This is a genomic window from Micromonospora kangleipakensis, from assembly GCF_004217615.1.
Taxonomy (GTDB): Bacteria; Actinomycetota; Actinomycetes; order Mycobacteriales; family Micromonosporaceae; genus Micromonospora; species Micromonospora kangleipakensis.
Genome location: NZ_SHLD01000001.1, coordinates 3,023,787 through 3,048,854, shown reverse-complemented (window position 1 = coordinate 3,048,854; position 25,068 = coordinate 3,023,787). Strand labels below are relative to the sequence as shown.

Here is a 25,068-nt window from a genome sequence, read left to right as displayed (position 1 = left end):
CCCTTCCGCCGTAGACCGTCCCATCATGACGCCCGGCGGCCCTCGACGTGCCGGCGCCGCCTGCCGCCGCCTAGTCGGGTGCCGCGGAAACGGGCGGTGCGGCCGGAACATCGGCGAGCGGCTCGATCCGCGCGGCGAACCGGACGACAACCGGCATGACCAGGCCCACCACCACGAAGACGCCGCCCAGCAGCAGCCACCCGGGTATGCCCCAGGTGATGCAGCACAGGGCCAGGACCGAGGGCGCCGCCACGTTCGCCAGGCCCGTGCCGAACCCGAAGAGCCCCGAGTACTGCCCCTGGGCGTGGGCGGGAGCGAGGCTGAACCGCAGTTCCAGCGAACCGGCGGAGTGCCAGAGCTCCCCGACGGTGTGGACGCCGATGCCGAGGACGATGACGGCGGTGGCGAGCCACCCGGGCAGCCCGGCCGCGGCGGCCATCGCCGCCATGCCGACGAGGAACGCCACGCCCGAGCGGCGGATCGCCCGACCGGCCGAGGTGCTGTCGTCGACTCGTCGGCTCGCCCGCACCTGGAGCAGCACCACCAGCGCGGTGTTGACGAGCGCGGCCATGCCGATGAGCCAGCGGGGGGCGCCGGTGGACCCGACGATCCACAGGGGCAGCGCGAAGAGCAGCACCTGGTGGTGAATCGACATGACACCGTCGAGCGCGGTGACCGCGACGTATCCGCGGTCCTTCAACACTGCCCACCGGCTGCCCCCGGCGGGTGCCGGCACCGGTGGTTGCGGCGGCAGCACGGCGACGATCGCGGCGCAGGCCACGAAGCTGACCGCGTTGCCCAGCACCAGGGTCAGGTACGCCGACCGGGTGTCCAGCTGGAGCGCGAACCCGGCCGCGACCGCGGCGGCGCTGCCGGCCAGGTTGGCCACCGAGCGCAGGTACGCCCGGTACCGGGTGAGCTGCCGGCCGCCGACGACCCGTACCAGCGGCCCACGGGCCGCCACGCCGGCCGCGCGGGCGAGTTCACCCACGCACAGCACTGCCACCAGTGGCCAGAACGAGTGGACGAACACCAGCGCCGCCATGGCGATGCCCTGGACGCCGAGCATCAGCAGGTAGACCTCGCGGGGTCCGCGCCGGTCGGCGACGTGCCCGACCGGGACTCCCGCGAAGAGTCCGACCACGGCGGCGATGCCCATGCCGAGCCCGACCTGCGCCACGGAGAGCCCGACCGAACGGGTGAAGAAGAGCGCGGCGCTCACCATGAACACACCGCTGCCGACCATGTTGACGAAGGTGGCCAGCGCGAGTACGCGCTGCGGTCGCGATTCCGGAATCAGGCCCCGGTGGATCAGCCAGGATCCCTTCTGTGCCGGCGCTTCGGCCGTCGCGTGCTCCGTGCTCCGCTTGTTCGCTTCCCTCTGCGCGGTCTCTGACAAGTCGTGTTCCTCCCCGTCGGCAACGAGCGCCGATCCTGCCATTCGGGGCGGGACCGACGGATCGGTCCGACGGTGGATACCAGAACGAAACCGGCAAGGGTAAAATTCTTTCAGCGGGGGCGGAGGTCACCGGTTCCCCGGCACGCGCAACTCCCGAGCCGTCCGCTGATGGGCCTTCGCCTCGTCGTGGCGACCGAGCGCCGTGGCCAGCTCGCCGAGATGCCGGGCCACCGGGCCGATGGTGAGCGCCCCGCTCCCCGCCCCGGCCAACTCGCCCGCAGCGGGCAGCAGTTCGGCGAGGAGGCGCTCGATCCGGGGACGGTCGTCGAGGGCGAGCGCGGCGCGGGCGGCCAGGCACAGGCGCGCCTCGCGCAGCAGATCGTGCGGCGTCTCCGGCAGGACCCGCAACGCCTCGGCGGCCTCGGCGCGGCGGCCGGCGGCGAGCAGGGCCAGCGGGCGCACCCACGGCTCGTACGGCCCCCAGTCCGCGTCCGCGGTGAGCAGGGGACGCTCGTCCTCCCCGGTGGACAGCCGGAGCCCGAGCAGGGCGAGGGGCAGCAGTCCGTGGGCCATGCCCGGCATCCCGCTGTCGGCGAGCCGGGCGTCGGCGGCCCGGTAAGCGGTCTCGGCCCCGACGCGGTCCCCGTCGACGGCCGCACGCAGGGCGGCGTACCAGCGGGTGAAGACGCCGACGAGCGGCAGCTCGTACCGCTCGGCCAGCCGGTCGGCGGCGTGGGCGTGGCCGTCGGCGGCGGCGAGGTCGCCGAGCCCGCACCGCGCCTGCAGGCCGATGAGGTGCCCGAGCACCTCGAAGGTCACCAGGTCGTGCCGGGCGGCCAGGTCGACCAGCTCCGCGCCGAGGCGGGCGCGTTCGGCAGCGAGGCCGGTGCGCCGGAAGCTGTGCATGAAGCGGGCGTTCAGGGCGAAGGCCAGCAGCGCCGGGTCGCCGAGCCGCCGGGCGATCGCCTCCGCCTCGATCGCCGCCCGATGACCGCGGTCGGTGGTGGTGCCGCGCAGCTCCAGGGCGAGGGTGCTGAGCAGCCGGCTTCGCTGTTCCGCCCGATCGGCGGGGAGCACGGCCAGCACGCGCTCGGCGGCGCGGACGACGCGGCGGGAGAGGTCCTCGTCGTCGTTGCGGGTCCAGACGGCCGGTACGTCGAAGGCCGTCAGCACGGTCCCGGTCAGCGCCGGGTCGTCGAGCCGCTCGACGCTGGTGACCGCCTCGGCCCGCAGCCGGCGGGTGTCGGCCAGGTGTCCGGTCACGGCCAGCGCTCGGCCCAGCCCCATCACCGCGGCCAGCCGCCCGCGTACGTCCTGCCCGCCGGCACGGTCGTGGGCGGCGACCGCCTGCTGCCAGAGGCGGGCCGCCTCGTGCGGGTTGCGGCGCCGTTCGGCCTCTTCGGCGGCCGCCCGGGCGTAGCGGGCGGCGCGCGCGGCGGTGGCGCGGCCCCCGGCCTGGGTGAAGTGGTGCGCGAGGGCGACGACGTCGTCCGGGCGCAGCCGCTCGATCGCCTCCCCGACCTCGGTGTGCCAGCGGGCCCGGCGCGGCGCGGACAGATCCCCGTAGAGGGTGTCGCGGACCAGGATGTGGGTGAACCGGGTGCCCGGCCCGGTCAGGAAGCCGGCCGGCACGGCCCGGTCCAGCGCGTCGAGCATGGCGTCCTCGCCCGCGAGGGCGGCGAGCACCTCCGGGTCGACGTCCCGGCCGATCACCGCGGCCTGCCGCAGCACGGTCCGGGTGGTCTCCGGCAGCTGCGCCAGGCGGTGCCGGATGACGTCCCGCACGCCGGCCGGGACCGCCGCCAGGGCCGCGTCGCCCTCGGCCGCCAGCAGCCTCGCCAGCTCCCGGACGAAGAACGGGTTGCCGCCGCTGCGCCGGTGGAGCAGCCGCACGGTCGGCCCGTCCAGCTCCCGCCCGGCGAGGGCGCCCACGATCTCCCCGGTCGCCGCCTCGGACAGGCCGCCGAGGTAGATCCGGACGGGTTCGGTCCGGGCGAGCCGGGCCAGGGTCGCGGTCAGCTCCGGGGAGATCTCGGTGGCGCGGAACGTGCCGACGACCAGCACCGGCCCGGTGACCGGCTCCGGCCCGCTGAGCAGGGCGGTCAGCAGGTCGAGGGTGTCCTCGTCGGCCCGGTGCAGGTCGTCGATGACCACGAGCACCGGCCGCCGGCCGGCCGCCGCGGTCAGCCGCGTCGCGGCGGCCCGGTGCAGCCGGAACCGGGCCACGGCGGCGTCCGTGGCGGCGAGGGACGGTCCACCGGTCCGGTCCGTCGGCGCGTCCTGGGCGGATCCGGCGTCCGCCCCGGTCGTCGGCGAACCGGGGTCGCGCGGCGCAGAGCCGCCGGTCAGCGCGGCGGTGACCTGCGCCCACGGCCAGGCGACCGGCGCGCCGTCGTACTCGGGGCTGCGGCCCCACGCCGTGGTCCAGCCGGCGGCGGCCAGCCGGTCGGTGAGCGCCTCGGCGAGCGCGGTCTTCCCGCCGCCCGCCTCCCCGGAGACCAGGGCCAGTCCGGGCCGGCCGCGCCGGGCCACGTCGTCGGCCGCGCGCTCCAGGCCGGCCAGCTCCGCGCCGCGGCCGACGAACGGACGCCGCTCACCGGTCACCGGCGTCGGCACCGCACCGCCGGCAGGCGTCGGCACCGCACCGCCATCGGGCGAGGGCGTCGGCACCTCACCGCCGGCGGGTGCCGACGCCGGCGTCGGCAGCCCGTCGCGCGCTTGCGCGGGCGGCGGCGCCCCGCCGGCCACGGGCGCGGCGGCCGGTGCCGGGCGCAGGTGCGGTGCCTGGGCGAGGATGTCGGCCTCGAGCTGCCGCAGCCGCGGGCCCGGGTCCAGCCCCAGCTCACCCACCAGCGTCTCCCGGGCCCGGCGCAGCGCGGCCAGCGCGTCGCCCTGCCGGCCGGCCCGGTAGAGCGCGACGGCCAGCAGGTGCCAGGCATCCTCCCGCAGCGGCTGGGCGGTCGTGTGCGCACGCAGATCGGAGGCGGCCTCGGCGGCCCGGCCCAGGGCCAGCAGCGCCTCGGCTCGCCGCTCCACGGCGAGCATCCGCAGCTCGTCCAGCCGGTTGATCTCCGCCCGCGCCCAGCCCTGGTCGGCGAACTCCGCGTACGCCGGCCCACGCCAGAGGGCGAGCGCCGCGTCCAAGCCGGCGAGGGCCGGGCCGGGGCGCCCCGCCGCCAGCAGCTCGCCCGCGCCGCCGACCGCCGCCTCGAACCGCCAGGCGTCGACGGCGTCGGGCGCGGCGGCCAGCGCGTACCCGGGCGGGGTGGTGACCAGCAGCCGAGCCGGCTGTCGCGGCGGCCGGTCGGGCTCCAGGGCGCGGCGCAGGTCGGCGACGAACGTGCGGATGGCGGCCACCGCGCCCTCCGGCGGCTCCGCCCACAGATCGCCGACGAGCCGGTCGACCGGCACCACCCGTCCCCGGGCGACGAGCAGCCGGGCCAGCACGGCGCGCTGCCGCGCCCCCTTCAGCGGTACGCGGCCGCGATCGCCGACCGCCTCCACCGGCCCCAGCACGCCGAACTGGACCGGGGTGTGGCTGGTCATGTCGCCCACTCTAGGCACGGCAGGGGTCGCCGCACCGGCGCGCCGACCAGGCCACTCATCGGACGCTGATCCGCCGCTGATCTCCCCCGCGCAGGCTCGCTGTGTACCGGACATCCGAAGAGAGAGGCCTCCCGTGGATCCCAGGATCAGTGGGTTCGACTACCAACGCGTCACCGTCGCCGACGGCGTGACCCTGAACACCGCCGTCGGCGGCTCCGGCAGCCCCATCGTGCTGCTGCACGGCTTCCCGCAGACCCACCTCATGTGGCGGCACGTCGCCGCCGACCTCGCCGCCGACCACACCGTCATCTGTCCCGACCTACGCGGCTACGGCGCCAGCGACAAGCCCGCGGAGACCGACGGCGCGGCGTACGCGAAGCGCACCATGGCCGCCGACGTCGTCGCGCTCGCCCGTGAGCTGGGGCACGACCGGTTCGCCCTGGCCGGGCACGACCGCGGCGCCCTGGTCGCCGTCCGCGCCGGCCTGGACCACCCCGGCCTGGTCAGCCACCTCGCCGCGCTCGACGTGCTCCCCACCCTCGACATGTGGGAGGTCATGCACGGCACCAGCGCCGCCGTCGGGTTCCACCTCTACCTGATGGCGCAGCCGCCCGGCCTGCCCGAGCGGTTGATCGGCGCCGACCCGGACGCCTTCTTCGGCCACTTCCTCGACATCTGGACCGGCGACCCGGAGGCGATTCCGGCCGACGTGCGGGCCGCTTACCTGCGGGCCTCCCGGGAGGCGATCACCTCCATCGTCGCGGACTACCGGGCGTCGGCGGGGATCGACGTCGAGCACGACCGGGCCGACCGCTCGGCCGGGAACCGGCTCCGGATGCCGGTGACCGTGCTCCAGCAGGACTGGGGCGCGGCGCTCGGCTTCGACGCCGCCGGTCGGTGGCGGGCGTGGGCGCCGGACCTGGTGCACGTGCCGGTCACCCACGGCCACTTCATGGCCGAGGAGGCGCCCGCCGAGGTGGTGAAGTCGCTGCGCGCGCTGCTGGACCGGTAACCGCGTTGACCCGCGCCCGGTCGGCCAGCATGCTGCCCGGCATGACAGCGACGCGCAGCCTCCCGTCCCCCGGTGCCGTGCGTTCCCGCCAGGGCCGCTGACCTCTCAGTAGCGGAACGCACCTCCGGCGCCGGGCTCCGATCGGCAGCCCGGGAGTTCCCGCGTGTCCGCGTACCGTCTCTTCCTCGTCGCCTACGGTGTCGGCGCCTTCGCCGGCAACACCGCCTTCACCCTCAACCTCGTCTACCAGAGCCAGGTGGTCGGCCTGGGCCCGTGGCAGCTGATCCTCGTCGGCACGCTGATGGAGGTCGTCTGCTTCGTGGCCCAGGTGCCGACCGGCGTCCTCGCCGACCTGCACAGCCGCCGGCTCGCGGTGGTGACCGGCCAGCTGCTGATGGGCGTCGGGTTGCTGCTGTGGGGCCTGCTGCCCAGCTTTGCCGCGCTGCTGCTGGCCAACGCGGTCTGGGCGGTCGGCGCGGTCTGCGTCGACGGCGCCCAGGAGGCGTGGGCCGCCGACGAGATCGACGCCGGGCGGGTCGGCCGGGCGTTCGTCCGGGCCGGCCAGTTCGCTCAGGCCGGCACGCTGCTCGGCATCGTCGCGGCGGTCGCGCTGGCCGGCGTCGACCTCGCGCTGCCGATCCTGGTCGGCGCCGGCTGCACGCTGGCCCTCGGCGCGACGCTGGCCCTGGTCATGCCGGAGCGCCGCTGGACGCCGGCGCCCGCCGGGGAACGGACCACCCTCGGCTCGATGCGGGCCCAGGTGGTCGCGGGCGTCGACGCCGCGCGCCGCGTCCGGACCATCCGGTACGTCCTGGTCGGCACCCTCTTCCTCGGCCTGAGCAGCGAGGGTTTCGACCGGCTGGGGCAGCCCCGGTTCGTCGCGGAGCTGACCCTGCCGGCGGCCCTGAGCCCGCCGGCGTGGCTCGGCGCGTTCGCGGTCGTGGCGGCCCTGGGCTCGATCCTGCTCACCGGGCTGGTCGGCCGGTGGGTGGACGCGACGCGCCCGCATCAGGTCGGGTCGCTGCTGGTAGCGGTGGAGGCAGCGGCGGCGGCCTCGACGATCTGCTTCGGTCTGACCGGCGCGATCTGGCCGGCCGTCGGGGCGTACCTGGTGGCGTCCCTGCTGCGGCACACCGCCGCGCCCCTGCTGGCCGTCTGGCTGGTCGCCGGCACCTCGTCGGGTACGCGGGCCACGGTCTTCTCGATGCAGTCGCAGGTCGACGCGCTGGGCCAGATCGCCGGCGCCCCGCCGGCCGGCTGGGTCGGCCAGCGGGTGTCGATGGGCGCGGGGGTGGTGACCTCCGGCGCGTTCCTGCTGCCGGCGGTGCTCTGCTTCGCGCTCGCGGCGCGCCGGAGCCGGGCCGTCGCCGGGCCGCCGGACGCCGAGGCGACCCGGGCCGTCGCCCCGGTCACCCCTTGATCGGGACCGCCGCCCGGCCCATGGGCGATGCGGCTAGGCCACCAGCAGGTCCCGGACGGCGGCGCCGATCACCGGGTCCACCGGGAACCGGGCCTCCAGCCAGGCCAACGTGGCCCGGGCGGCCGCCCGGTTGGCCCGGTAGCCGGGCACCATCTCGGCCAGCGGCAGCACCTCGGGCGGGTACGCCTGCTCCACCCGCCGGCTCGGGTCGAACGGGTCGCGCCGGTGCGCCGCGCCGGGCGAGGTGAGCCGCAGCAGGGCGAGCACCCGGTCCACCGCGTACGACTGGATGAACCGCGCCGCGGTCAGCCGTTCGCCGCGCAACTCTCGGTGCAGGCCGACGTAGAGGTTGGTCAGCGCCTCGTTCAGGTGGAACTCGACGGTGTCGTACGGCGTCGCCGGCCGTGGCGGGGGCCCGCACTCGGCCAGCCCGGTGGGCGCGTCGGGCCGCTGCCAGACCACCCGCGCGCCGGCGACCGGCAACCCGGCCAGCTCGTCGACGGTGAAGACCGCGTACTCGACGAAGATGCCGTCGGTGTAGAGCGCCTTGCGGCCGTTGCGCTCGTTGGCGAAGCTGTACGCCACCGGGCAGGGCGCCGCCAGCCAGTCCGGCGAGTCGACGTAGCGGGCCACCGCGCCGTCCGCGACGACGACGAAGAAGTCCAGGTCGGAGTGGGCGTCGAGGCGGTCGTGCTCGGCGCCGGCGGAGCCGAGGCCGAGCAGGGCCACGGCGTCCGGCCGGGTGGCGAGGTGGGCGGCGAGGTCGTCCAGACGTCGGAGCATCGGGTGCATGCCGTCGTCCCTTCCGTGAAGAGTCGACGTTTCAGCCCGCGCGGCCTGAGCTCCGCCGGGGTCGCGACACCGATGCCGTCATTGTGCGGGTCGCAACGCGGGTGGACCAGACCGGGCGGTGCGGTGGGCGGTCAGCGCCGACGCGCCGGGCAACAGGCCCGGCGCGACGGTGGCACTGCCCCTCCTGGTTGCGCTACGGCTTGAGCACGACCTTGACGCACTCCTCCTGCTTGTTCTTGAAGATGTCGTAGCCGTGCGGCGTGTCGTCGAGCCGCATGGTGTGGGTGATGATGAAGCTCGGGTCGATCTCGCCCTTGCGGATCCGTTCCAGCAGCGGTCGCATGTAGCGCTGCACGTGGGCCTGCCCGGACCGCAGGGTCAGCGACCGGTTCATGAACGAGCCCATCGGGAACTTGTCGATGAAGCCGCCGTACGAGCCGATCGCCGAGATCGTGCCGCCGTTGCGGCAGGCCAGCACCGCCTCCCGCAGCGCGTGCGGCCGGTCCGTCTCCACCTTCGCCGCCTGCTTGGCCTTGTCGTACGCGTGCAGCGCCGCGGAGGCGTGGTGCCCCTCCATGCCGACGGCGTCGATGCAGGCGTCCGGTCCGCGTCCGGCGGTCATCTCGCGCAGCGTGTCCAGGACGTCGGACTCCTCGTAGTTGATGGTCTCCGCGCCGGTGTTCTCCCGCGCCATCCGCAGCCGGTACGGGAACCGGTCGATGACGATCACCCGCTCGGCGCCGAGCAGGAACGCGCTGGCGGCGGCGAACTGCCCGACCGGCCCGGCGCCCCAGACGGCGATGATGTCGCCGCTCGTGATGTCGCACATCTCGGCGGCCATGTAGCCGCTCGGCAGCACGTCCGACAGGAACAGCACCTTCTCGTCCGGCAGGTCGTCCTCGATCTTCAGGGCGCCGACGTCGGCGAAGGGCACCCGCACGTACTGCGCCTGTCCCCCGGCGTAGCCGCCGAGCAGGTGCGAGTAGCCGAAGATGCCGGCCGGCGAGTGGCCCATCGCCGTCTCCGCGATCGCCGCGTTGGGGTTGGAGTTCTCGCAGATCGAGTAGAGACCACGCTGGCAGGAGGTGCAGTTGCCGCAGGCGATCGGGAAGCCCACCACGACCCGGTCGCCGACGCTCAGTCCGTCCCGCGAACCCTGGCCCAGCTCGACGATCTCGCCCATGAACTCGTGGCCGAGGACGTCGCCCTTCTTCATCGCCGGGATGTACCCCTGCAGCAGGTGCAGGTCGGAGCCGCAGATCGCCGACGAGGTGATCCGCACGATGGCGTCCCGCGGGTTGAGGATCTGCGGGTCCGGGACGTCCTCGACGGCCACGTTGTTCGGCGCGATCCAGCAGTTGGCTTTCATCGTTCCCTCACCTCCCGGCCCCACGCGTCGCCAGCGGTCGCGCCGGACGCTGCTTCATCTGCTGTTGCACGGCGCTGCCCTCCGGGCTGGCGTCGGAGCGGACGATCTCGCCCGTCTCGATCACCTGCTTGAACCGCCGCAGGTCGTCGCAGACCTGCTGCTGGGGGTCCTCGCCGAACAGCTTGGCGACCCGCGCGCCGAGCATCCCGCCCGGCGCCCGGTAACCGAGCTGCACCCGGACCTCCGTGCCCCGGCCACCGGCGGCCCGCATGAACCGCACGGTTCCCGCGTTGGGCACCTTGGCGCGGGGCACCGAGCGCCAGCTGATCCGCTCGTTCGGGCGGTCGTCGACGACCTCCGCGTCCCACACGACTCTCCTGCCGGCCGGCGCCTTCGCGGTCCACCGCGACCGCCGATCCCCCGTCATCCGCACCGACTGCAGGTGGTGCATGAAGCGCGGCAGGTTCTCGAAGTCGTGCCAGAACCGGTAGACGTCCTCGACGCTCCGGTTCACCGTCACCGCCGCGTGCACCTCGTTACCCTCCGGCCGCCGACGCCGGGCGACCCGTACGGCGGTGTAGAGGTCGACGGCGGTGATCCCGGCGACCGCGACCGTCGTGTAGGTCAGCCGCCGTCGCCGTTCCCCGCGCCGACCCTGCAGCGCCCGACCGCAGGCGGCGAGGTCCATCGCGTCGCCGGCGACCCGGGTCCACGCCCCCCACCCCGCCCGGCGCGGGACCAGCAGCGCCGCGGCGTGGCCCAGCTCCCGCACCCCGGCGATGCGCAGCACGGTCTGCGCCGTCGGGGAGCCGTCGATCCCGGAGAGTCGACCGACGCGCGACCGCGCGCCGAGGGCGGCGGCGCCCAGCCCGAGGCTGAACCAGCCCAGGAGCCGGGCGAGGCCCTCGGACGGGCGATCCTGGCTCGCCCGTTCGATGCCCAGGGTGTCCGTCACCGACCGCATACCCGTCGTGCTCCTGCGAGCCATCCTTCTCACTCCATCCCCCGAAATGCCCGGCTTGCCATCCGCCATCGACCGTCCGCCTGCCCCGCGCGCCCGGCGCGGCCCGTCATTCCCGAAATGCTCGCGATCAGGCCTGGCGGCCGAGCCGCCGAATCCTGGTGGCCCGCCGTGCGACGACACCGGCCCCGGCGGCCGGCGGGGCGGGGTCACGGGAGGTCACGATTGTCGGCCAACGTCGGGCCGGAGGCGGCCGGCAGCAGGTGCCGCACCGCCGGTTCACCCTCGGCGAGTTCCTTGGCCCGTTCCTCGGCCTGCTGGTCGGCGCCCGTCAGCCGGCCGCCGTGCTGGCGCAGGTGCTCGTCCCAGGACGGCACCAGGTAGACCTCGGCGAACTGGGCCGGGCTCTCGCCCTCGCGGAACAGTCCCCACCGCATCGCCCCGGTGCGCTGCCGCGACCCACGGACGTGGTCCATCGCGTCCAGGAACGCCGCCTCCCGCTCCGGCCGGACGGTGTACGTGACCACCACCAGCACCGGGCCCACCCTGGGATCCGGTTCGAGCGCCAGTTCCAGGGGCGGCCGGTAGGTGGTCGGGTCCTTGGTTGTCCCGCGCAGGTCGGGCAGCGGCCAGATCTGCGACGTCACCGCGCCGATCAGCATCAGCGCGGCCGCCACGAGGAACGCGGTGACCAGCCCGGCGGTGTCGGCCACCACACCCCAGGCGAACGCGCCCACGGCCTGCCCGCCGCCCTGGACGACCTGGTAAACGGCGAGACCGCGGGCGCGTACCCAGCCGGGCAGGAAGAGCTGGATCTCGGCGTTGACGTTGGCGAGGACGGTCACCCAGGCCACCCCGGCCGGCAGCAGGGCGAGCAGCACCACCGGGACGATCCGCACCGACGCCACCACGATCAGCGTCCCGCCGTAGAGCGCCCCGGCCACCAGCAGGAACAGGTTGGCGGACATCCAGGTCCGGATCCTCGGCAGCAGCAGGCCGCCGGCGATGGCGCCCACCCCGAGCGCGGCCAGCAGCAGCCCGTACCCGCTGGAGTCCATGCCGAGCCGGCGGGCGGCCACCAGCGGCAGCAGCGCCCACAGCGCGCTCGCCGGGATCACGAAGACCAGCGCGCGGCGCAGCAGCCGGCGCACGATCGGCGAGTGCCGCACATACCGGCCGCCGGCCCGCAACGCGGCGGTGAACCGCTCGGGCACCTCGACGGCGCGGGCGTCGCCGGGCCGCCACCGGAACAGCGCCAGCGCGAAGACCAGGAACGCCACCGCGTTGAGGGCGAAGACCGGGGCGACCCCCACCCGGGCGATCAACACGCCGGCCGCGGCCGGCCCGACCGCCCGGGCCACGTTGACGCTGATCGAGCCCAGCGCCGAGGCCGCCCGCAACTGCTCCCGGGGCACCAGCTCCGGGATCACCGCCGCCCAGGCCGGCAGGGTCAGCGCCTGCCCCACGCCGAAGGCGAAGGTGAGGGTGAGCAGGAGCGCCGGTGGCATCCGGCCGGTCGCCGTGAGGAACGTCAGCGCCGCGGCCACCACCACCAGGAAGAGCTGCACCGAGATCAGCAGGTGCCGCCGGTCGAAGGTGTCCGCGAGCGCGCCCGCCGGCAGGGCCAGCAGCAGCATCGGCAGCAGGCTGGCGGTCTGCACCAGGGCGACCAGCGTCGAGGCGTTCGAATGGTGGATCAGCAGCCACTGGGCGCCGACCGTCTGCATCCAGGTGCCGATGTTCGCGCCCAACAGGGCCAGCCACAGGCTGCGGTAGACGGCGGTGCGCAACGGCGCCCACGCCGAGACCGTGATCTCGGCCGTGGCGCCGCCAGGCGTCACCACCGCCCGTCCGCGCGTAGCACGCGCTCGCCGGAGACGTACAGGTCGTCGGGGGCGAGCAGCAGCAGCCGTACGACCTCTTCGGCGACCTGGTCGGGCAGCGCGTAGATCTCGTCGAGGAAATGGTCGCCGACCCGTTCCTGCAACCGGGTCGGCATCGGTCCGGGATGCAGCTGCATCACCTTGATCCGGTTGCTGTGCTGGGCCTCGGCCAGCGACTCGACCAGGCTGCTGCCGTAACTCTTGGTGGCCCGGTAGATCGGGATGCCCGGCCGGGGCTTCGTCACGGCGAGCGCCCCGATGTACACCAGGTTGCCGTGGTCCTGCCGGCGCAGGTGGTACAGCGCCTCCTTGAACACGTACGTGGTGCCGAGCGCGTTGATCTCCACGGCCCGCCGGATCCGCTCCGCGGGGAGGTCCGCCAGGTCACCGCCCGCCCACATCGAGGCGCACGCCGCCACCCCGTCGATCACGTCGTACCGGTCGACCACCTCGGCGAACGCGTCCCGGACCTGCTCGTAGGAGGAGACGTCGCAGACCACGCCGGCGCAGCCCAGGTCGTCGGCGACCGCGGCGACCTCGTCGGGCACGTCGCCGAACACGGCGACCTGGTACTCGTCGACGAGCAGGCGGGCCACCGCCAGGCCGAGACCGCTGGTGCCACCGACCACCACGAAGGTTCTGGCGCCCATGTCCCTCCCGCTGCCGGCTGGCCAACGGCGCTGCCTTCCCACAGCCGGAGCTTCCACACGTCGCGCCGCCAAACGGCGCGCCCGTCCGGCCACGGCCGAAGTATCCGGTTACTGATCGCGGCCGCCCGCGCCAGGAACAGCCTGGCGGAGCAGCGGTACCTGCGGGCGAAGGCGGCCGCGGTCGTAGCCGACCGGCTGCCACCGTCCTAGCCGGGCGACGTACGCCCGCGGCTCGCGGCGGCGCCGGGCGGCGCCGCGATGCCCTTGGTCGGGGCGTCAGGATGCCCGCAGTTGCCGGAAGGTGATCGAGTAGCGCAGCTCCGGCACCGGCGGGATGCTGTGCTGCCACGCCGACCGGGCCGCCCCGGCGAGCACGTACGCCGAGCGGGGCGCCAGCTCCACCTCGTACACCCGGCGCTCGTCGGCCCGGCCGCGCTGGAACCGCAGCAGACAGGCGGAGCCCAGGGAGATCCCGGCCACCGTCGGCCCGAACGCCGGGGCGTCGCGGTGCCAGCCGATGACCGAGCCGGGCGGATAGCGGGTGACCAGGGCCTGCGCGAGCGTGGCCGCCGGTACGCCGGCGAGCCGGGCGCACCGCTCGCGCACCTCGTGCAGCTCCACCGGCAGCGCCTCCGCCTCGGTGAGCTGGAACGAGCCGTAGTCGTAGTCGAAGCCGAAGTGCCGGACCGTGCGCCGGGCGATCCGTCCGTGCATCCGGACCTCGTGGGAGTCGTACGCCGCCAGGGCGGTCAGCAACGACCGCTCCTCGTCGCGGCTCACCAGCTCGGGTTGGTAGGTCAGCCCCGCCGGCCGCTCGTGGGTGCCCCGCATCCGCCCCATCAGGCCGACGGTAGCGCCGGCCGGCCGGTGGCGTGGCGGCATCGCCGAGCCGGCTCCGGACCGGACCCGCGGCCCGGTCCGGAGCCCTGGGGCGTCAGGCCGTGGCCGTCTGACGCACGTGCCGATCCTCGGCGAACTCCTCGACCATCTTGGCGCAGAACGCCGGCAGGTCCTTGGGGTTGCGGCTGGTGACCACGCCGTTGTCCACCTGGACCTGCTGGTCGACCCAGTTGCCTCCGGCGTTGCGGATGTCGGTGCGCAGGCTCGGGTACGAGGTGACGGTCCGCCCGTCGACCATCCCGGTCTCGACCAGCGACCACGGGCCGTGGCAGATCGCCGCCACCGGCTTGGCCTGCTGGAAGAACCCCCGGACGAAGTCCATCGCCGCCGGGTTCATCCGGAGTCGGTCCGGGTTGACCGTTCCGCCGGGCAGCACCAGCGCGTCGTAGTCGGCCGGGCTGGCCTGGTCCACCGTACGGTCGACCGGGTGCCGGTTGGCCGGGTTCATGTCGTGGTTCATGGCCTGCACCTGGCCGGAAGCGAGGGACACGAGGTGCACCTCCGCACCCGCCTGCTCCGCGGCGGACCGGGGTTGGGTGTATTCGACCTCCTCGACCCCGTCGGCGGCGAGGAACGCGATCCGCTTACCGGCCAGCGACTGCTGGTTGTCACCCATGATGTGCGGCCTCCTTCGCGGCGCCGCCCTCGTGCGGCGCACGGCTGGTCCCGCACGCGTTCCCGGCACCGGGACGAGCAAACGGTCCCGTCGACGCCCCCGGATCAGGAAGAATGCCGGGGCGCCCGGGTCATCCGGAACGCTTCCCGACGCAGTACACGTCGCCGGAGTTGACCCGGTGCGGCAGCGACAGCAGGTGGGCGGTGATCCGCTCCGCCGACACCCACTCCCCGAAGGCGAACGACGTGTCGTCGCCCAGCGCGACGTCGAAGCCGTCGAAGCCGAGCGACGTGAGCCGGTCGACGCAGCGTCGGGCCAGCGCGCGCTCGATGGTGGTGAACTCGAAGGAGAGCGCGGGCAGGGGGCGGTTCAGGCCGGTCAGCACGGCGTCCTCGAAGCCCTCGACGTCGATCTTCACGAAGGTCGGTACGCCGTACCGGCTCAGGAGCGAGTCGAGGGTGACGCACGGTACCTCGATCTCGGCGTCCCAGACCTCGTCCTCCCAACCGCCCGCACCGTTCGCGGCCTGGAGGAAATGGGCGGAGACGGTGGAGACCGTGGGGTTCCGGGAGTTGACGTGCAGGCGGACGTTCCCGGCGTACGCCCCGCACGCCGCCTCGACCAGCGTGACCTCGTCGTCGCCGGCATAGATGGCCCGGATGGCGCGCGTGCACAGCGGTTGGGGCTCCACGGCCACGACCCGTGCCCCCAGGCGGCGGAAGCTGCCGATCCGGTCGCCCACGTGCGACCCGATGTCGAAGACAAGGTCTCCCGCGGTCACGAACCGCGCGTACAGCTCGTCGAGCGCGGCCCCGCGCGCCGGATCGCCGTAGGAGAAGTCCAGCGAGCGGTGGAGGGAGGACATGGTGGGATCGGCCTTGAGTGCCTGAATTGAGCGGGTATGGGCGCTCACCGGCCGACTCTAACCTGACCCAGGCGGACGGTCTCCCGCTTCCGCGTCGCACCGCTCCCCCGGCTGCGACTAGCGGGCGCTTCCCGGCTCCTTGAGGTTCAGTCGCAGCCAGTACGCGAGGTCCTCGAGTTCGTGGCGCACCGCGTCGGTCATCGCCGGGGTGAAGGGGACATCCTGGTGGATGGCGTGCACGAGCAGTTCGCCGCTCCTGCGGTCCGCCGTGGCGTCCACCTTCCCGACGAGTCTGTCCTGGTGCAGCACCGGCAACGCGAAGTAGCCCCAGCGCCGCTTGGCCTTCGGCTTGTACATCTCCAGCGTGTACTCGAAGTCGAACAGGTCCAGCGCCCGGACCCGGTCGTGCACCAGGCGGTCGAACGGGGACAGCAGGGCCGTACGCCCGGTGAAGGGCTGGCCGATCGCCTCCGGGTCCACGCGCCACGTCCCGCTGACGCCCTCGACGGTCGCCGGTTCGCCGACATCGCCCACATCGGCCGGCTCGTTCGGGAGGGCGGTCCCCCGGGCCCGCGCGATGCCGAGGGCCCGCAGCCGGCGTTCGTTCCGGAGCCGGCGCGCCTCGTCCACCGTCAGCTCCGGCAGGTCGGCCGGGTAGACCCGCTCGGCCAGATCCCACCGGCGCTGGCGGCCACGGCGACCGGCGATGGCGACCTCGCCGCGCATCATGAGGAACTCCAGCATCTGGGTGACGTTGCGGTTGTTGGCCCACCCCGTCGACGGCCACGCCACCACGCTGGTGTCCGGGATGTCCCGGGACAGCAGCGGACCGGAGCGACCGAGCAGGTCGAGGACGTCGCGACGGAACGTGTCGTTGGCCCGCAACCACTCCCGTTGCGACGCACGGTTGGGCCAGTCGGCGGCCCCCGCGAGGTAGAGCCCCAGGTCGGTCATCGGCCGCACCATCGCGTTGTGCTCGAAGAGCGTCCGCTCCTGCTCCAGCGCCCGCTGCAGCTGGTCCGGCTGGTACGACGCCCCGAGGCGACTCCAGGCGACCAGGTCCGCGTTCGGTGCGATGGCGGCTGTCGGGTCGATCTGCAGGAGCGTCAGTCGCCGTACCACCGCCACGAGGTCGGTGGGCCGCGGCGCGTCCAGCAGTTGGGCGCGCACGGCGATGCGGCGCGCCTCCGTTCGATCGAGTCGGTGGACCTCCACGGCCTGAGGCTAAGCCGCTGTCCGCGACGGGGCCCAGCCGGCGGGCGCGCGATCTCGCCGGCGACGGGACCCGGCGGGTCACCGGAGCAGGCGGGGCGGGCAGCCGGAAAGCTGCCCGCCCCGCCTCATCACCTGCCACGCGCGACGCGCTGTGGACCGCCCGGGCGCCGATCGGCTAGCGCCCGGCGGAAACGCTCACCAGTTCCCCGACCGGCTCCGCCGCGGGGGCCGGACGTCGGCCGGCCGCCGCGCGCCGGGCGGACGGGACGGCCAGGGCCGCGAGCGCGGCGGCCAGGGCGAGGCCGGTGAGGACCAGAAATCCCATCGTGAAGCCGGCCTCCCGGGGCAGGCCGTTCGCCTGCGGGTGGGCGGTGATCACGCCGCTGACCACGGCGGCGCCGATCGCGCCGCCGATGGTGCGGATGTTGGCGTTCATGCCGGTCGCCACGCCCGTCTGCCGGGCCGGCACGTTCCCGACGATCAGGTTGGCCATGGACGCGAACGCCAGCCCGATGCCGAGGCCCACGAGGCCACCGGCGACGCCGATCTCCCAGCGGGTGTCGTGCGCGACGGTCAGCATCGCGGAGGCGAGCACGTTGAAGGCGGCGCCGGTGGCGAGCTGCGCCTTGGCGCTGAACCGCGACTCCAGCCGACCGGCGACGATGCCGGCGACGAACATGGCGACCAGCATCGGCAGCATCAGCAGCCCCGCCTGGCTGATGCTGGCGCCGAAGCCGTAGCCGGCGACGGTCGGGGTCTGCACGAACTGCGGCAGGAACGCGTAGACGGAGAACATCGACGCGCCGTAGAGCAGGGCGACCAGGTTCGTCGTCCAGACGCCGGGCAGCCGCATCATCCGCATGTCGATCAGCGGGTTGGTGGAGCGGACCTCGGTGACCAACCAGCCGACCAGCAGCACCGCGGCGAGGGCCAGCAGGCCGAGCACCCGGCCGGAGCTCCAGCCCCAGGCCGACCCCTTGCTGATCGGCAGCAGCAACGCGACGAGCCAGCCGGAGAGGAGAAGGGTGGCCCGCCAGTCGATCCGGCCGGGGGTGCGGACCGGCGACTCGGGGACGAACAGGTGCGCGGCGAGGGCGGTCAGCCCGACGACGACCATGGGGATCCAGAACAGCCACCGGTAGTCGAGGGTGGTGACGATCGGACCGGCCAGCACGACGCCCAGACCACCGCCGGCCGCGACGATCGCCGAGATGGCGGCGACGGCGGAGCTCACCCGCGCGGCGGGGAACTCGTCGCGGATGATCCCGAACGAGAGCGGGAAGACGGCCCCGCCGATGCCCTGGATGACCCGGGCGAGGATGAGCACGCCGATGCTCGGCGCGACGGCGGCGAGCAGGCAGCCGAGCGCGAGCGCGGCGAGGGAGACGACCAGCATCCGCTCCTTGCCGACCATGTCGCCGACCCGGCCGAGGATCGGCGTGAAGATCGAGGCGGACAGCAGGTAGGCGGTCAGCACCCAGGTGACGGTGTTCTGGGAGGTGTGCAGGTCGTGCTGAATGGTCGGCAGCACCGGGGTGATCAGCGACTGGAGCATCGCGAAGAACCCGGCGCCGGCCGCCAGGACGAAGAAGGTGAGCCGGCGCGAGCCGCGCCGAACGGTCTCTGTCACGGAGAAAACTCCATCTGGTACGGGGCGAAGAGGCTGGTTACCGACGAATCAGGGGCGGGCGGTCGGCGCGGCGGCCGATCCGGCCTGCCGCGCGGATCCCGTGGCAGCGCCGGGGCGCGCCGGTGATCGACAGGGTCGGGGCATGGCAGAGCTCCCTTGGTGGTCGTGCCGGGGCTGGGTGCCGGTCACCGCTCCGCCGGATCCGTCAGAGGGATCGGGGTAAGCTATCCGGAGGCATGGCTCCGGACCTTCCGGAGGGATTCCTCCGCTAAGTTACCGGAGGCTTGCCTCCGGATGCAACCAGGGTGAGGTGACGCACGTCATGACCAGCGCGGGGCAGCTGCCCGACGTCTTCGCAGGCCGACCCAAACGGGCCGACGCCCGGCGCAACTATGAGTCACTGATCGCGGCGGCCCGGGAGACGTTCGCCGAGAACGGCGCTTCGGCCTCGCTGGAGGAGGTGGCCCGGCGCGCGGGCGTGGGCATCGGCACCCTCTACCGGAACTTCCCCGGCCGGCGCGAGCTGTTCGAGGCCGTCTACGTCGAGGAGGTCCGGGCGCTCAGCCAGTCCGCCGCGGAGCTGGCCGACCTGCCCCCGTGGGACGCCCTCGTCGCCTGGTTGCGGCGTTTCGTCGGGTACGCCGCCACGAAGCGGGCACTGGCCGAGGAGCTGCTGCACGACTCCGAGGTCTTCCGCAGCTGCCGGACGGAGATCTACAGCGCGGGCGAGCCGATGATGCGCCGCGCCCAGGCCGCCGGGGCGGTACGCGACGACATCAGCTTCGACGACGTGGTCCGGCTGGTCAGCGGCCTCACCATGGCCCAGTTCCCGGAGCCGGCCCAGCGCGACCGGGTGCTCGGCGTCGCCCTCGACGGCCTGCGCCCCCCAGCCGGTCCCCGCTGAACGCCGGAGGGTCGCCCGGCACCAGCAGCGTCGAGGGCACGGTCCTACCCGGGCGCTGACCCCGAGCTGAGGAATCGGGAGGTGCTCATGCCGGCACCCGTCCTGCCGGTGCCGTCGGCATCGGTCGGGGACGACGGCAGGGCACGGGACACCTAATTGTCGTTGATCCGATGCGCCCCACGCGACGTACCGGTGGGAAGGTCGGCGGCGCCGCTTGCGGTACGCTACCGCCCAGTTACTACTACGACTTGTCGTGGCTGCCGGGCCCTCCACCCGGCGGCGGGCCTGAAGCGGAGGTGCCGGATGGCGGCCGACGACGCGGAGATCACCACGTGGGCCCTCGCGGCTCGCCGCGGTGACCGGGACGCCGCAGCCCGGTTCGTCCGGGCGACGCAGCAGCAGGTCCGGCGTTTCCTCGCCGCGCTGATCTCCCCGGCGGAGGCGGACGATCTTGCGCAGGAGACCTTCCTGCGGGCGATGCGGTCCCTGCCGTCGTTCGCCGCGCGGTCCTCGGCACGGACGTGGCTGCTCGGCATCGCCCGCCGGGTCGCCGTCGATCACGTCCGGACCGCGACCACGCGTCCCCGCACGGTGCCGATGTCCGACGGATACGACGCCGCCGACGTGCGCAGCGGCTACGACCGGCAGGTCGTGTTGCAACAGCTCGTCGAGGCGTTGCCGGTCGAGCGGCGGGAGGCTTTCGTCGCCACCCAGGTCCTCGGCCTGTCCTACGCCGAGGCGGCGGAGGTGTGCGGCTGCCCGGTCGGCACCATCCGCTCCCGGGTGGCCCGGGCCCGGGAGGACCTGGTCGCCGCCGTCAACGGCCGGTCCGGGCTCAGCACGCGCCGGGGCGGCTACGCGGCCGGCTGACCCGGCGCACCCCGTGTGAGCTGCGCCGAGGCGGCAGTCCGCGGAAAGTACGCGGGAACCAACGCCGCCGGTTGACCGACTACCGGTACATGAGGTGTGAGCAGTGGCGTGAGGTGCTGTCGGCGCAGTTGGACGGGGAGGAGACCCCCGCCGAGCGGGTGGCTGCGCAGGCTCACCTGGCCGGCTGCGGCGACTGCCGGACGTGGTTCGACCAGGCCGCGGCGGTGACCCGCCGGGCCCGGCTGTCGGTCACCGTCGCCGGTGACGACATCGCCGACGTCGTCCTCGACGCCCTGCCCGCGCCGGCACCGCGACGGGTGCGGGATCGGGTCGTGCTCGCCCTGCGGGCGGTGCTGGGCCTGATCGGGGCGCTGCAGCTCGCGCTGGGCCTGGCACAGATCGGCCGGGGTGTCGCCGCCGCGCACGACCACGCCACGTCCGGCGTCCTGTCATCGGGGCACCTGTGGCACGAGTCCGCTGCCTGGAACGTCGCCGTCGGCGCCGGATTCCTGTTCGTCGCGGCGCGGCGCACGGCCCCGACCGGGCTGGTGCCGATGCTGAGCGCGTTCGTCGGCACGCTGGTGCTGCTGTCGGTCAACGACCTGGTGACCGGGCGGGTGGACACCAGCAGGCTGGTCAGCCACGGATTCCTGCTCGCCGGCTACGCGGTCGTCGTCGCCCTGTCCCGCCCCGGGCTGCGCCTGGACGGACCGTCGAGCCCTAACCGCGCGGACCGGCCGCGCTGGCACCTTCCGGCGCAGGAACCCGCCGAGTCTCCCCGGCTGCGGCTGCTGCGATCGCCGTACCCGGGTTCGGCCCGGGTCCCCGACCGGTGGGCGGCCTGATCCCGGTCGGACAGGCGGGATCCGGATCACCGCGACACCTACCGCGCTGAGCACCGATACGGCAACCACTGCTCCGGCCAGCCGGCACCCTGGTCCCGGTCGGGGTTGACCGCCCCATCGTCGCCCTCGGGCTGCCACGGGCGGCGTACCCCAGGCGGCGCCGGACCGGCCCGCGACGGTGACCATGATCGCGGTCGTGGGTGCGGCCGTGCAGGGTTATCGACGCCGCGACCTCCTGATCTGACGCGGGCGATCGCGGGACCTCCCGGCGGTCGCCGGCCGGCACCCGCACAGCTCATTCACAAGCTGGGCACGGCTGATTCCTCGCGTCGTGGTCCAGGGTTGAGCCAGCCGGGCAGGCCGGGCGTCACGATCGGGAGGAACCAGTGCCGGAAAACCAGAGCGGCGAGCGGGCGTCGACCTACGAAGGGCGACCGCTGGCCAGGCCCGACGAAGAGCTTGTCGACCAGGGTCTCGGCTTCGACCTCGGGATCCTGATGGGGCGCCGGCAACTGCTGCGGGCGTTCGGCCTCAGCGCCGCCACGCTCGGCCTCGCGGCGTGCGGTGGCGGTTCGGGCAGCAGTCCGTCAGCGTCGTCGTCTTCGTCCTCGGCGGGCGCCGCGTCCGGTGAGATTCCCGACGAGACCGCCGGCCCCTACCCGGGCGACGGATCGAACGGCCCGAACGTGCTGGAGCAGAGTGGCGTCGTCCGTAGTGACATCCGTTCGAGCTTCGGGGACGCCAGCGGTACGGCAGCGGGTGTCCCCATGACGCTCGAGCTGACCATCAAGGACCTGGCCAACGGCGGTGCGCCCGTCACCGGAGCCGCCGTCTACGTCTGGCACTGTGACCGGGAGGGCCACTACTCGCTGTACTCCGACGGCGTCACCGACCAGAACTACCTGCGCGGCGTCCAGATCGCCGACGCCGACGGGAAGGTCCGCTTCAGCAGCATCTTCCCCGCCTGCTACTCGGGGCGCTGGCCGCACATCCACTTCGAGGTCTACCCCGACCGGGCCAGCATCACCGACGCCGGCAGCGCCATCGCCACCTCACAGGTCGCCCTGCCCAGGGACGCCTGCACCAAGGTGTACGCGGAGACGGGTTACCAGACCTCAGTGACCAATCTCGCCCACGTCACGCTCCAGAACGACAACGTGTTCGGCGACGACGACGGCGCCAGCCAGCTCGGCACCGTGACCGGAGACGTCACCAGCGGTTACGCCGTCTCCCTGGTCGTCGGCGTCGACCCGACCACCAACCCGGGAGGGGGGCAACTCCCCGGCGGCGGCGCACCGGCCGGCGGCCCCGGCGGGACCCCGCCCAGCGGACCTCCACCGAGCGGCGCTGCGTCGTGACGCGTTTCCACCCGCCGCCGTTCCGGGGAACGACCGGCTCACCGACGGCCGTCGGGTTGGCGCGTCACCAGCCGAACCCCCAGTTCGACAGTCCACAAGAGCAGCGGGAACACCGCCAACCGTTCCATCCCGCCGACGCCGAAGCCGAGGGCGACCTGGGCCAGGAACAGCACCGTGCCGGCCACCCCGGTCAGGCCCAGGGCGAGACTGAGACCACGTATTGAGCCCAGCACCGTCGGTCGTCGGGCCAGGCTCGCCACGAGCAATGCGGCATTGCCCGACCGAAGATCAGCAGCGCGGCGAGGAAGTGGTTGTTCTCGTCGACATCCGCCGGGTACGCCCCGGCCAGGACGTACCCGCCCGCGCCCCCGAGGGTCAGCACCTGGGCGGCCCGGGCGGCCGCGCCGTGACCGAGTGTCGACCAGGTGAACAGCACTCCGATCGCGAGCAGCAGGCCGGTGGCGACGAGGGCGCTGTTCATCGCGACGTGCCACGGTGAGCAGACGTCGCGAGGCCGGTTGGTGTCCCAGCGGCCGCAGGTCACGTTTCCCAGGTCACTGATGTTGTTGACGGCCGAGCTGAACGGCGGATCCCGCCACGCCAGGCCGGTGATGACGTTACCGGCGAGGAACAACGGCGTAGCGAGCAACCACAGCAGGGCGCCGACGCGGTGGACAGGCATCCCGTTACTTCAGCGGACCTCGGTGGGCCACGCACTGGGGCTGCTCAGCCAACTCAGGTAGTGCTGGCCATACCCGGGAAGTACGTCCACCCGGCTGGGTGCACGGGTCTCCCCTGATTAGCGTCTGCGCCATGACGTCCGCTCCGCCGCCGCACCTGACCGACGCCCTGCGCCGACGCGGCTACCTGCTCACCTCGTGGCCGTGGCGCGCCGTGGCCTACCTGGTGACCACCGTACCGATCGCGGGGGTGCTCTCCATCGGACTGCTCGTCCTCGGGGCTCCCCTGCTGGCCGCCGTCAACGCGGCACGACAGCACGGCCGCCCGATCCCGCTCGCCCTCGTCCTGTTCCTCGCCGTCGGCAGTCTGATCACGCTGGCGTCGGCCCCGCTGGTGAGTGTCGCGGTCACCGCGATCGAACGGTGGCGACTCCGCCTGGTGGACGCGCGTCCGCTGCCCGTGCAGCGCTGGCAGGGCGTGGCCGGGCGCTACACCACCGCCACCGCCTGGCGGGAGGTGGCCCACACGTTCTGGCTGGGCAGCGTCGTCCCGCTCGGCTACGGCATGTTCGCCCTGCTCCTGCTGCTCGACCTCACGCTGGTCGCCAGCCCCTGGCTCGCCGGTGACGCCGACCAGGTTATCGTCGTGTGGACCACCGTGGACACACCCCGCCAGGCCGTCCCGTACGCGATCCTGGGGGTCCTGCTCGTCCCGGTGTTCTGGTACGGGCTGGGGGTGATCGCCGCGGTCCAGGCCGCCGTGGCCAGGTGGCTGCTCGGCCGGCCCACCGACGGGGCCGCGCTGCGGGAGGTCACCCGGTCACGGACCCGGCTGGCCAACGCCTACGAGGCCGAACGCCGCCGCATCGAACGCGACGTGCACGACGGTGCGCAGCCCCGGCTGACCAGCCTCACTCTGCAACTGGGCCTGGCCAGGCTGGACGTGCCGTCGGACTCCCCCGCCGCCAGGCCGCTCGCCATCGCCCACGAGCAGGCCAAGGAGCTGATGACGACGCTTCGACAGATCGTGCACGGCATCCGTCCGCAGAGCCTCACCGACCTCGGCCTGGCCGGCGCGGTCCGGGAACAGGCTGACGAGGCCACCATCCCGGTCACCGTCCACGCCGACATCGGGCGGTCGCTGCCCGACGTCATCGAGATGACGGCCTACTTCGTCGTGTCGGAGTGTCTCGGCAACGTCGCCCGTCACGCCCGGGCCACCCGCGCCGAGGTGCGGCTCACCCAGGCCGGCGACCAACTCGTCGTCGAGGTCTCCGACGACGGCGTCGGCGGCGCGGACCCGGCACGGGGCACCGGCCTGACCGGCCTCGCCGACCGGGTCGCCGCCGCCAACGGGCGACTGCTGCTCGCCAGCCCGCCCGGCGGCCCTACGCTGGTGCGGGTGGAGCTGCCATGCCGGACGTGACGCGGGTCGTGCTCGCCGAGGACGAGGTCCTCCTGCGCGAGGGCCTCGTCGGTCTGCTGGCCAGGTTCGACTTCGACGTACTCGCCGCCGTCGGCTCGGCGCCGGCGCTGCTGGACGCGGTCCGGGAACACGAGCCGGACCTGGTGGTGACCGACATCCGGATGCCGCCGGATCGTCGCGACGACGGCCTGCGTGCGGCCGTCACACTCCGCGCCGAACGGCCGCAGCTCGCGGTCGTGGTGCTGAGCCAGCATGTGCAGGCCGAGTACGCCTCCACCCTCCTCGACAGCGGCGACGGTCAGCGCATCGGTTACCTGCTCAAGGATCGGGTCGCCGACGTCACCGAGTTCGTGGCGAACCTGCGCACCGTCGCCGGGGGTGGCACCGTCATCGATCCCGATGTCGTGCGGAGACTGCTGCACCGCCCGCGCGACCCGCTCGCCGCCCTGTCGGCCCGCGAGCGGGAGGTGCTCATGCTGATCGCCGAGGGTCGCTCCAACGCGGCCATCGCCTCGAAGCTCCACATCACCGAAGCGGCGATCGGTAAACACGTGGGCAGCATCCTGACGAAGCTCGGCCTGCTACCCAGCGACGACACCAACCGCCGCGTGCTGGCGGTGCTCACCTACCTGCGCGCCGGCCCATCCTACCGAGGAGTGTCGACGGACTGATGTGATCGTGTTGGCGTGACGTCAGGGGTTCGCTGAGGCTGCTCCTGCGGTGTCTC

The 25,068-nt window shown here is 73.8% G+C and carries 22 protein-coding genes; 8 read left to right on the top strand and 14 right to left on the bottom strand.

The window, feature by feature from the left end; all coding sequences use genetic code 11:
• Positions 1-70 precede the first annotated feature (70 nt).
• Complete coding sequence (locus EV384_RS14655) at positions 71-1,399, bottom strand: MFS transporter (protein ID WP_242624061.1); 1,329 nt, start codon at positions 1,397-1,399, stop codon at positions 71-73.
• A 126-nt stretch (positions 1,400-1,525) separates the two neighbouring features.
• Positions 1,526-4,945: an ATP-binding protein gene (locus EV384_RS14650; RefSeq protein WP_130333796.1), complete on the bottom strand. Its 3,420-nt coding sequence runs from the start codon at positions 4,943-4,945 to the stop codon at positions 1,526-1,528.
• 133 nt (positions 4,946-5,078) lie between these two features.
• Here EV384_RS14650 and EV384_RS14645 point away from each other — a divergent pair, with 133 nt between their 5' ends.
• Positions 5,079-5,957: an alpha/beta fold hydrolase gene (locus EV384_RS14645; RefSeq protein ID WP_165439940.1), complete on the top strand. Its 879-nt coding sequence runs from the start codon at positions 5,079-5,081 to the stop codon at positions 5,955-5,957.
• A gap of 163 nt (positions 5,958-6,120) precedes the next feature.
• A complete protein-coding gene (locus EV384_RS14640) occupies positions 6,121-7,377 on the top strand; it encodes an MFS transporter (RefSeq protein ID WP_130333794.1) in 1,257 nt (418 codons plus the stop codon).
• Between the two features lie 33 nt (positions 7,378-7,410).
• Here the strand turns inward: EV384_RS14640 and EV384_RS14635 are convergent, their stop codons facing one another.
• The 10 genes from EV384_RS14635 to EV384_RS14590 form a co-directional block, all read right to left on the bottom strand.
• Positions 7,411-8,169 (bottom strand): hypothetical protein, encoded by a 759-nt coding sequence (locus tag EV384_RS14635; RefSeq protein WP_165439939.1) that lies wholly within the window; start codon positions 8,167-8,169, stop codon positions 7,411-7,413.
• Between the two features lie 193 nt (positions 8,170-8,362).
• Entirely contained in the window at positions 8,363-9,538 is a 1,176-nt protein-coding gene (locus tag EV384_RS14630) for a zinc-dependent alcohol dehydrogenase (protein ID WP_130333790.1), read from the bottom strand.
• Positions 9,539-9,545: 7 nt separating this feature from the next.
• On the bottom strand, positions 9,546-10,493 hold the full coding sequence (locus tag EV384_RS14625; RefSeq protein ID WP_242624060.1) for an SRPBCC family protein: 948 nt from the start codon (positions 10,491-10,493) through the stop codon (positions 9,546-9,548).
• 215 nt (positions 10,494-10,708) lie between these two features.
• The gene (locus EV384_RS14620) at positions 10,709-12,343 is read right to left on the bottom strand and encodes an MFS transporter (RefSeq protein WP_130333786.1); all 1,635 of its coding nucleotides are present in this window, start codon (positions 12,341-12,343) and stop codon (positions 10,709-10,711) included.
• Positions 12,337-13,032 (bottom strand): SDR family NAD(P)-dependent oxidoreductase, encoded by a 696-nt coding sequence (locus EV384_RS14615; protein ID WP_130333784.1) that lies wholly within the window; start codon positions 13,030-13,032, stop codon positions 12,337-12,339. Before EV384_RS14615 ends, EV384_RS14620 begins: the two co-directional genes overlap by 7 nt.
• A gap of 276 nt (positions 13,033-13,308) precedes the next feature.
• Positions 13,309-13,872 (bottom strand): alpha-ketoglutarate-dependent dioxygenase AlkB, encoded by a 564-nt coding sequence (locus EV384_RS14610; protein WP_130333782.1) that lies wholly within the window; start codon positions 13,870-13,872, stop codon positions 13,309-13,311.
• A gap of 94 nt (positions 13,873-13,966) precedes the next feature.
• Positions 13,967-14,548 (bottom strand): type 1 glutamine amidotransferase domain-containing protein, encoded by a 582-nt coding sequence (locus tag EV384_RS14605; RefSeq protein ID WP_130333780.1) that lies wholly within the window; start codon positions 14,546-14,548, stop codon positions 13,967-13,969.
• Between the two features lie 130 nt (positions 14,549-14,678).
• Positions 14,679-15,461, bottom strand: a complete 783-nt coding sequence (locus tag EV384_RS14600) for an FkbM family methyltransferase (protein WP_423202896.1) — start codon at positions 15,459-15,461, stop codon at positions 14,679-14,681.
• A gap of 69 nt (positions 15,462-15,530) precedes the next feature.
• The gene (locus EV384_RS14595) at positions 15,531-16,628 is read right to left on the bottom strand and encodes a DNA glycosylase AlkZ-like family protein (protein ID WP_130333778.1); all 1,098 of its coding nucleotides are present in this window, start codon (positions 16,626-16,628) and stop codon (positions 15,531-15,533) included.
• Between the two features lie 175 nt (positions 16,629-16,803).
• On the bottom strand, positions 16,804-18,258 hold the full coding sequence (locus tag EV384_RS14590; RefSeq protein WP_130333776.1) for an MFS transporter: 1,455 nt from the start codon (positions 18,256-18,258) through the stop codon (positions 16,804-16,806).
• Between the two features lie 322 nt (positions 18,259-18,580).
• Here EV384_RS14590 and EV384_RS14585 point away from each other — a divergent pair, with 322 nt between their 5' ends.
• The 4 genes from EV384_RS14585 to EV384_RS36725 all read left to right on the top strand — a co-directional run bounded on the left by EV384_RS14585 (position 18,581) and on the right by EV384_RS36725 (position 22,235).
• Positions 18,581-19,162 (top strand): TetR/AcrR family transcriptional regulator, encoded by a 582-nt coding sequence (locus EV384_RS14585; RefSeq protein ID WP_130333774.1) that lies wholly within the window; start codon positions 18,581-18,583, stop codon positions 19,160-19,162.
• 303 nt (positions 19,163-19,465) lie between these two features.
• Positions 19,466-20,032 (top strand): sigma-70 family RNA polymerase sigma factor, encoded by a 567-nt coding sequence (locus EV384_RS14580; protein ID WP_130333772.1) that lies wholly within the window; start codon positions 19,466-19,468, stop codon positions 20,030-20,032.
• A gap of 89 nt (positions 20,033-20,121) precedes the next feature.
• Positions 20,122-20,877, top strand: coding sequence for a zf-HC2 domain-containing protein (locus EV384_RS14575; RefSeq protein ID WP_130340554.1), 756 nt, complete (start codon positions 20,122-20,124; stop codon positions 20,875-20,877).
• A 386-nt stretch (positions 20,878-21,263) separates the two neighbouring features.
• Complete coding sequence (locus EV384_RS36725; protein ID WP_278045600.1) at positions 21,264-22,235, top strand: intradiol ring-cleavage dioxygenase; 972 nt, start codon at positions 21,264-21,266, stop codon at positions 22,233-22,235.
• Positions 22,236-22,273: 38 nt separating this feature from the next.
• Here EV384_RS36725 and EV384_RS36720 read toward each other — a convergent pair whose 3' ends face one another.
• Both EV384_RS36720 and EV384_RS14565 read right to left on the bottom strand, forming a co-directional pair.
• Positions 22,274-22,408, bottom strand: coding sequence for a hypothetical protein (locus EV384_RS36720; protein WP_278045599.1), 135 nt, complete (start codon positions 22,406-22,408; stop codon positions 22,274-22,276).
• Positions 22,409-22,425: 17 nt separating this feature from the next.
• Positions 22,426-22,917, bottom strand: a complete 492-nt coding sequence (locus EV384_RS14565; RefSeq protein WP_242624059.1) for a DUF998 domain-containing protein — start codon at positions 22,915-22,917, stop codon at positions 22,426-22,428.
• A 131-nt stretch (positions 22,918-23,048) separates the two neighbouring features.
• On the opposite strand from EV384_RS14565, the gene EV384_RS14560 reads away from it, so the two are divergent.
• Positions 23,049-24,341 (top strand): sensor histidine kinase, encoded by a 1,293-nt coding sequence (locus EV384_RS14560; RefSeq protein WP_130333770.1) that lies wholly within the window; start codon positions 23,049-23,051, stop codon positions 24,339-24,341.
• The gene (locus EV384_RS14555; RefSeq protein ID WP_130333768.1) at positions 24,329-25,012 is read left to right on the top strand and encodes a response regulator; all 684 of its coding nucleotides are present in this window, start codon (positions 24,329-24,331) and stop codon (positions 25,010-25,012) included. The genes EV384_RS14560 and EV384_RS14555 overlap by 13 nt, the downstream gene beginning before the upstream one ends.
• Positions 25,013-25,068 lie beyond the last annotated feature (56 nt).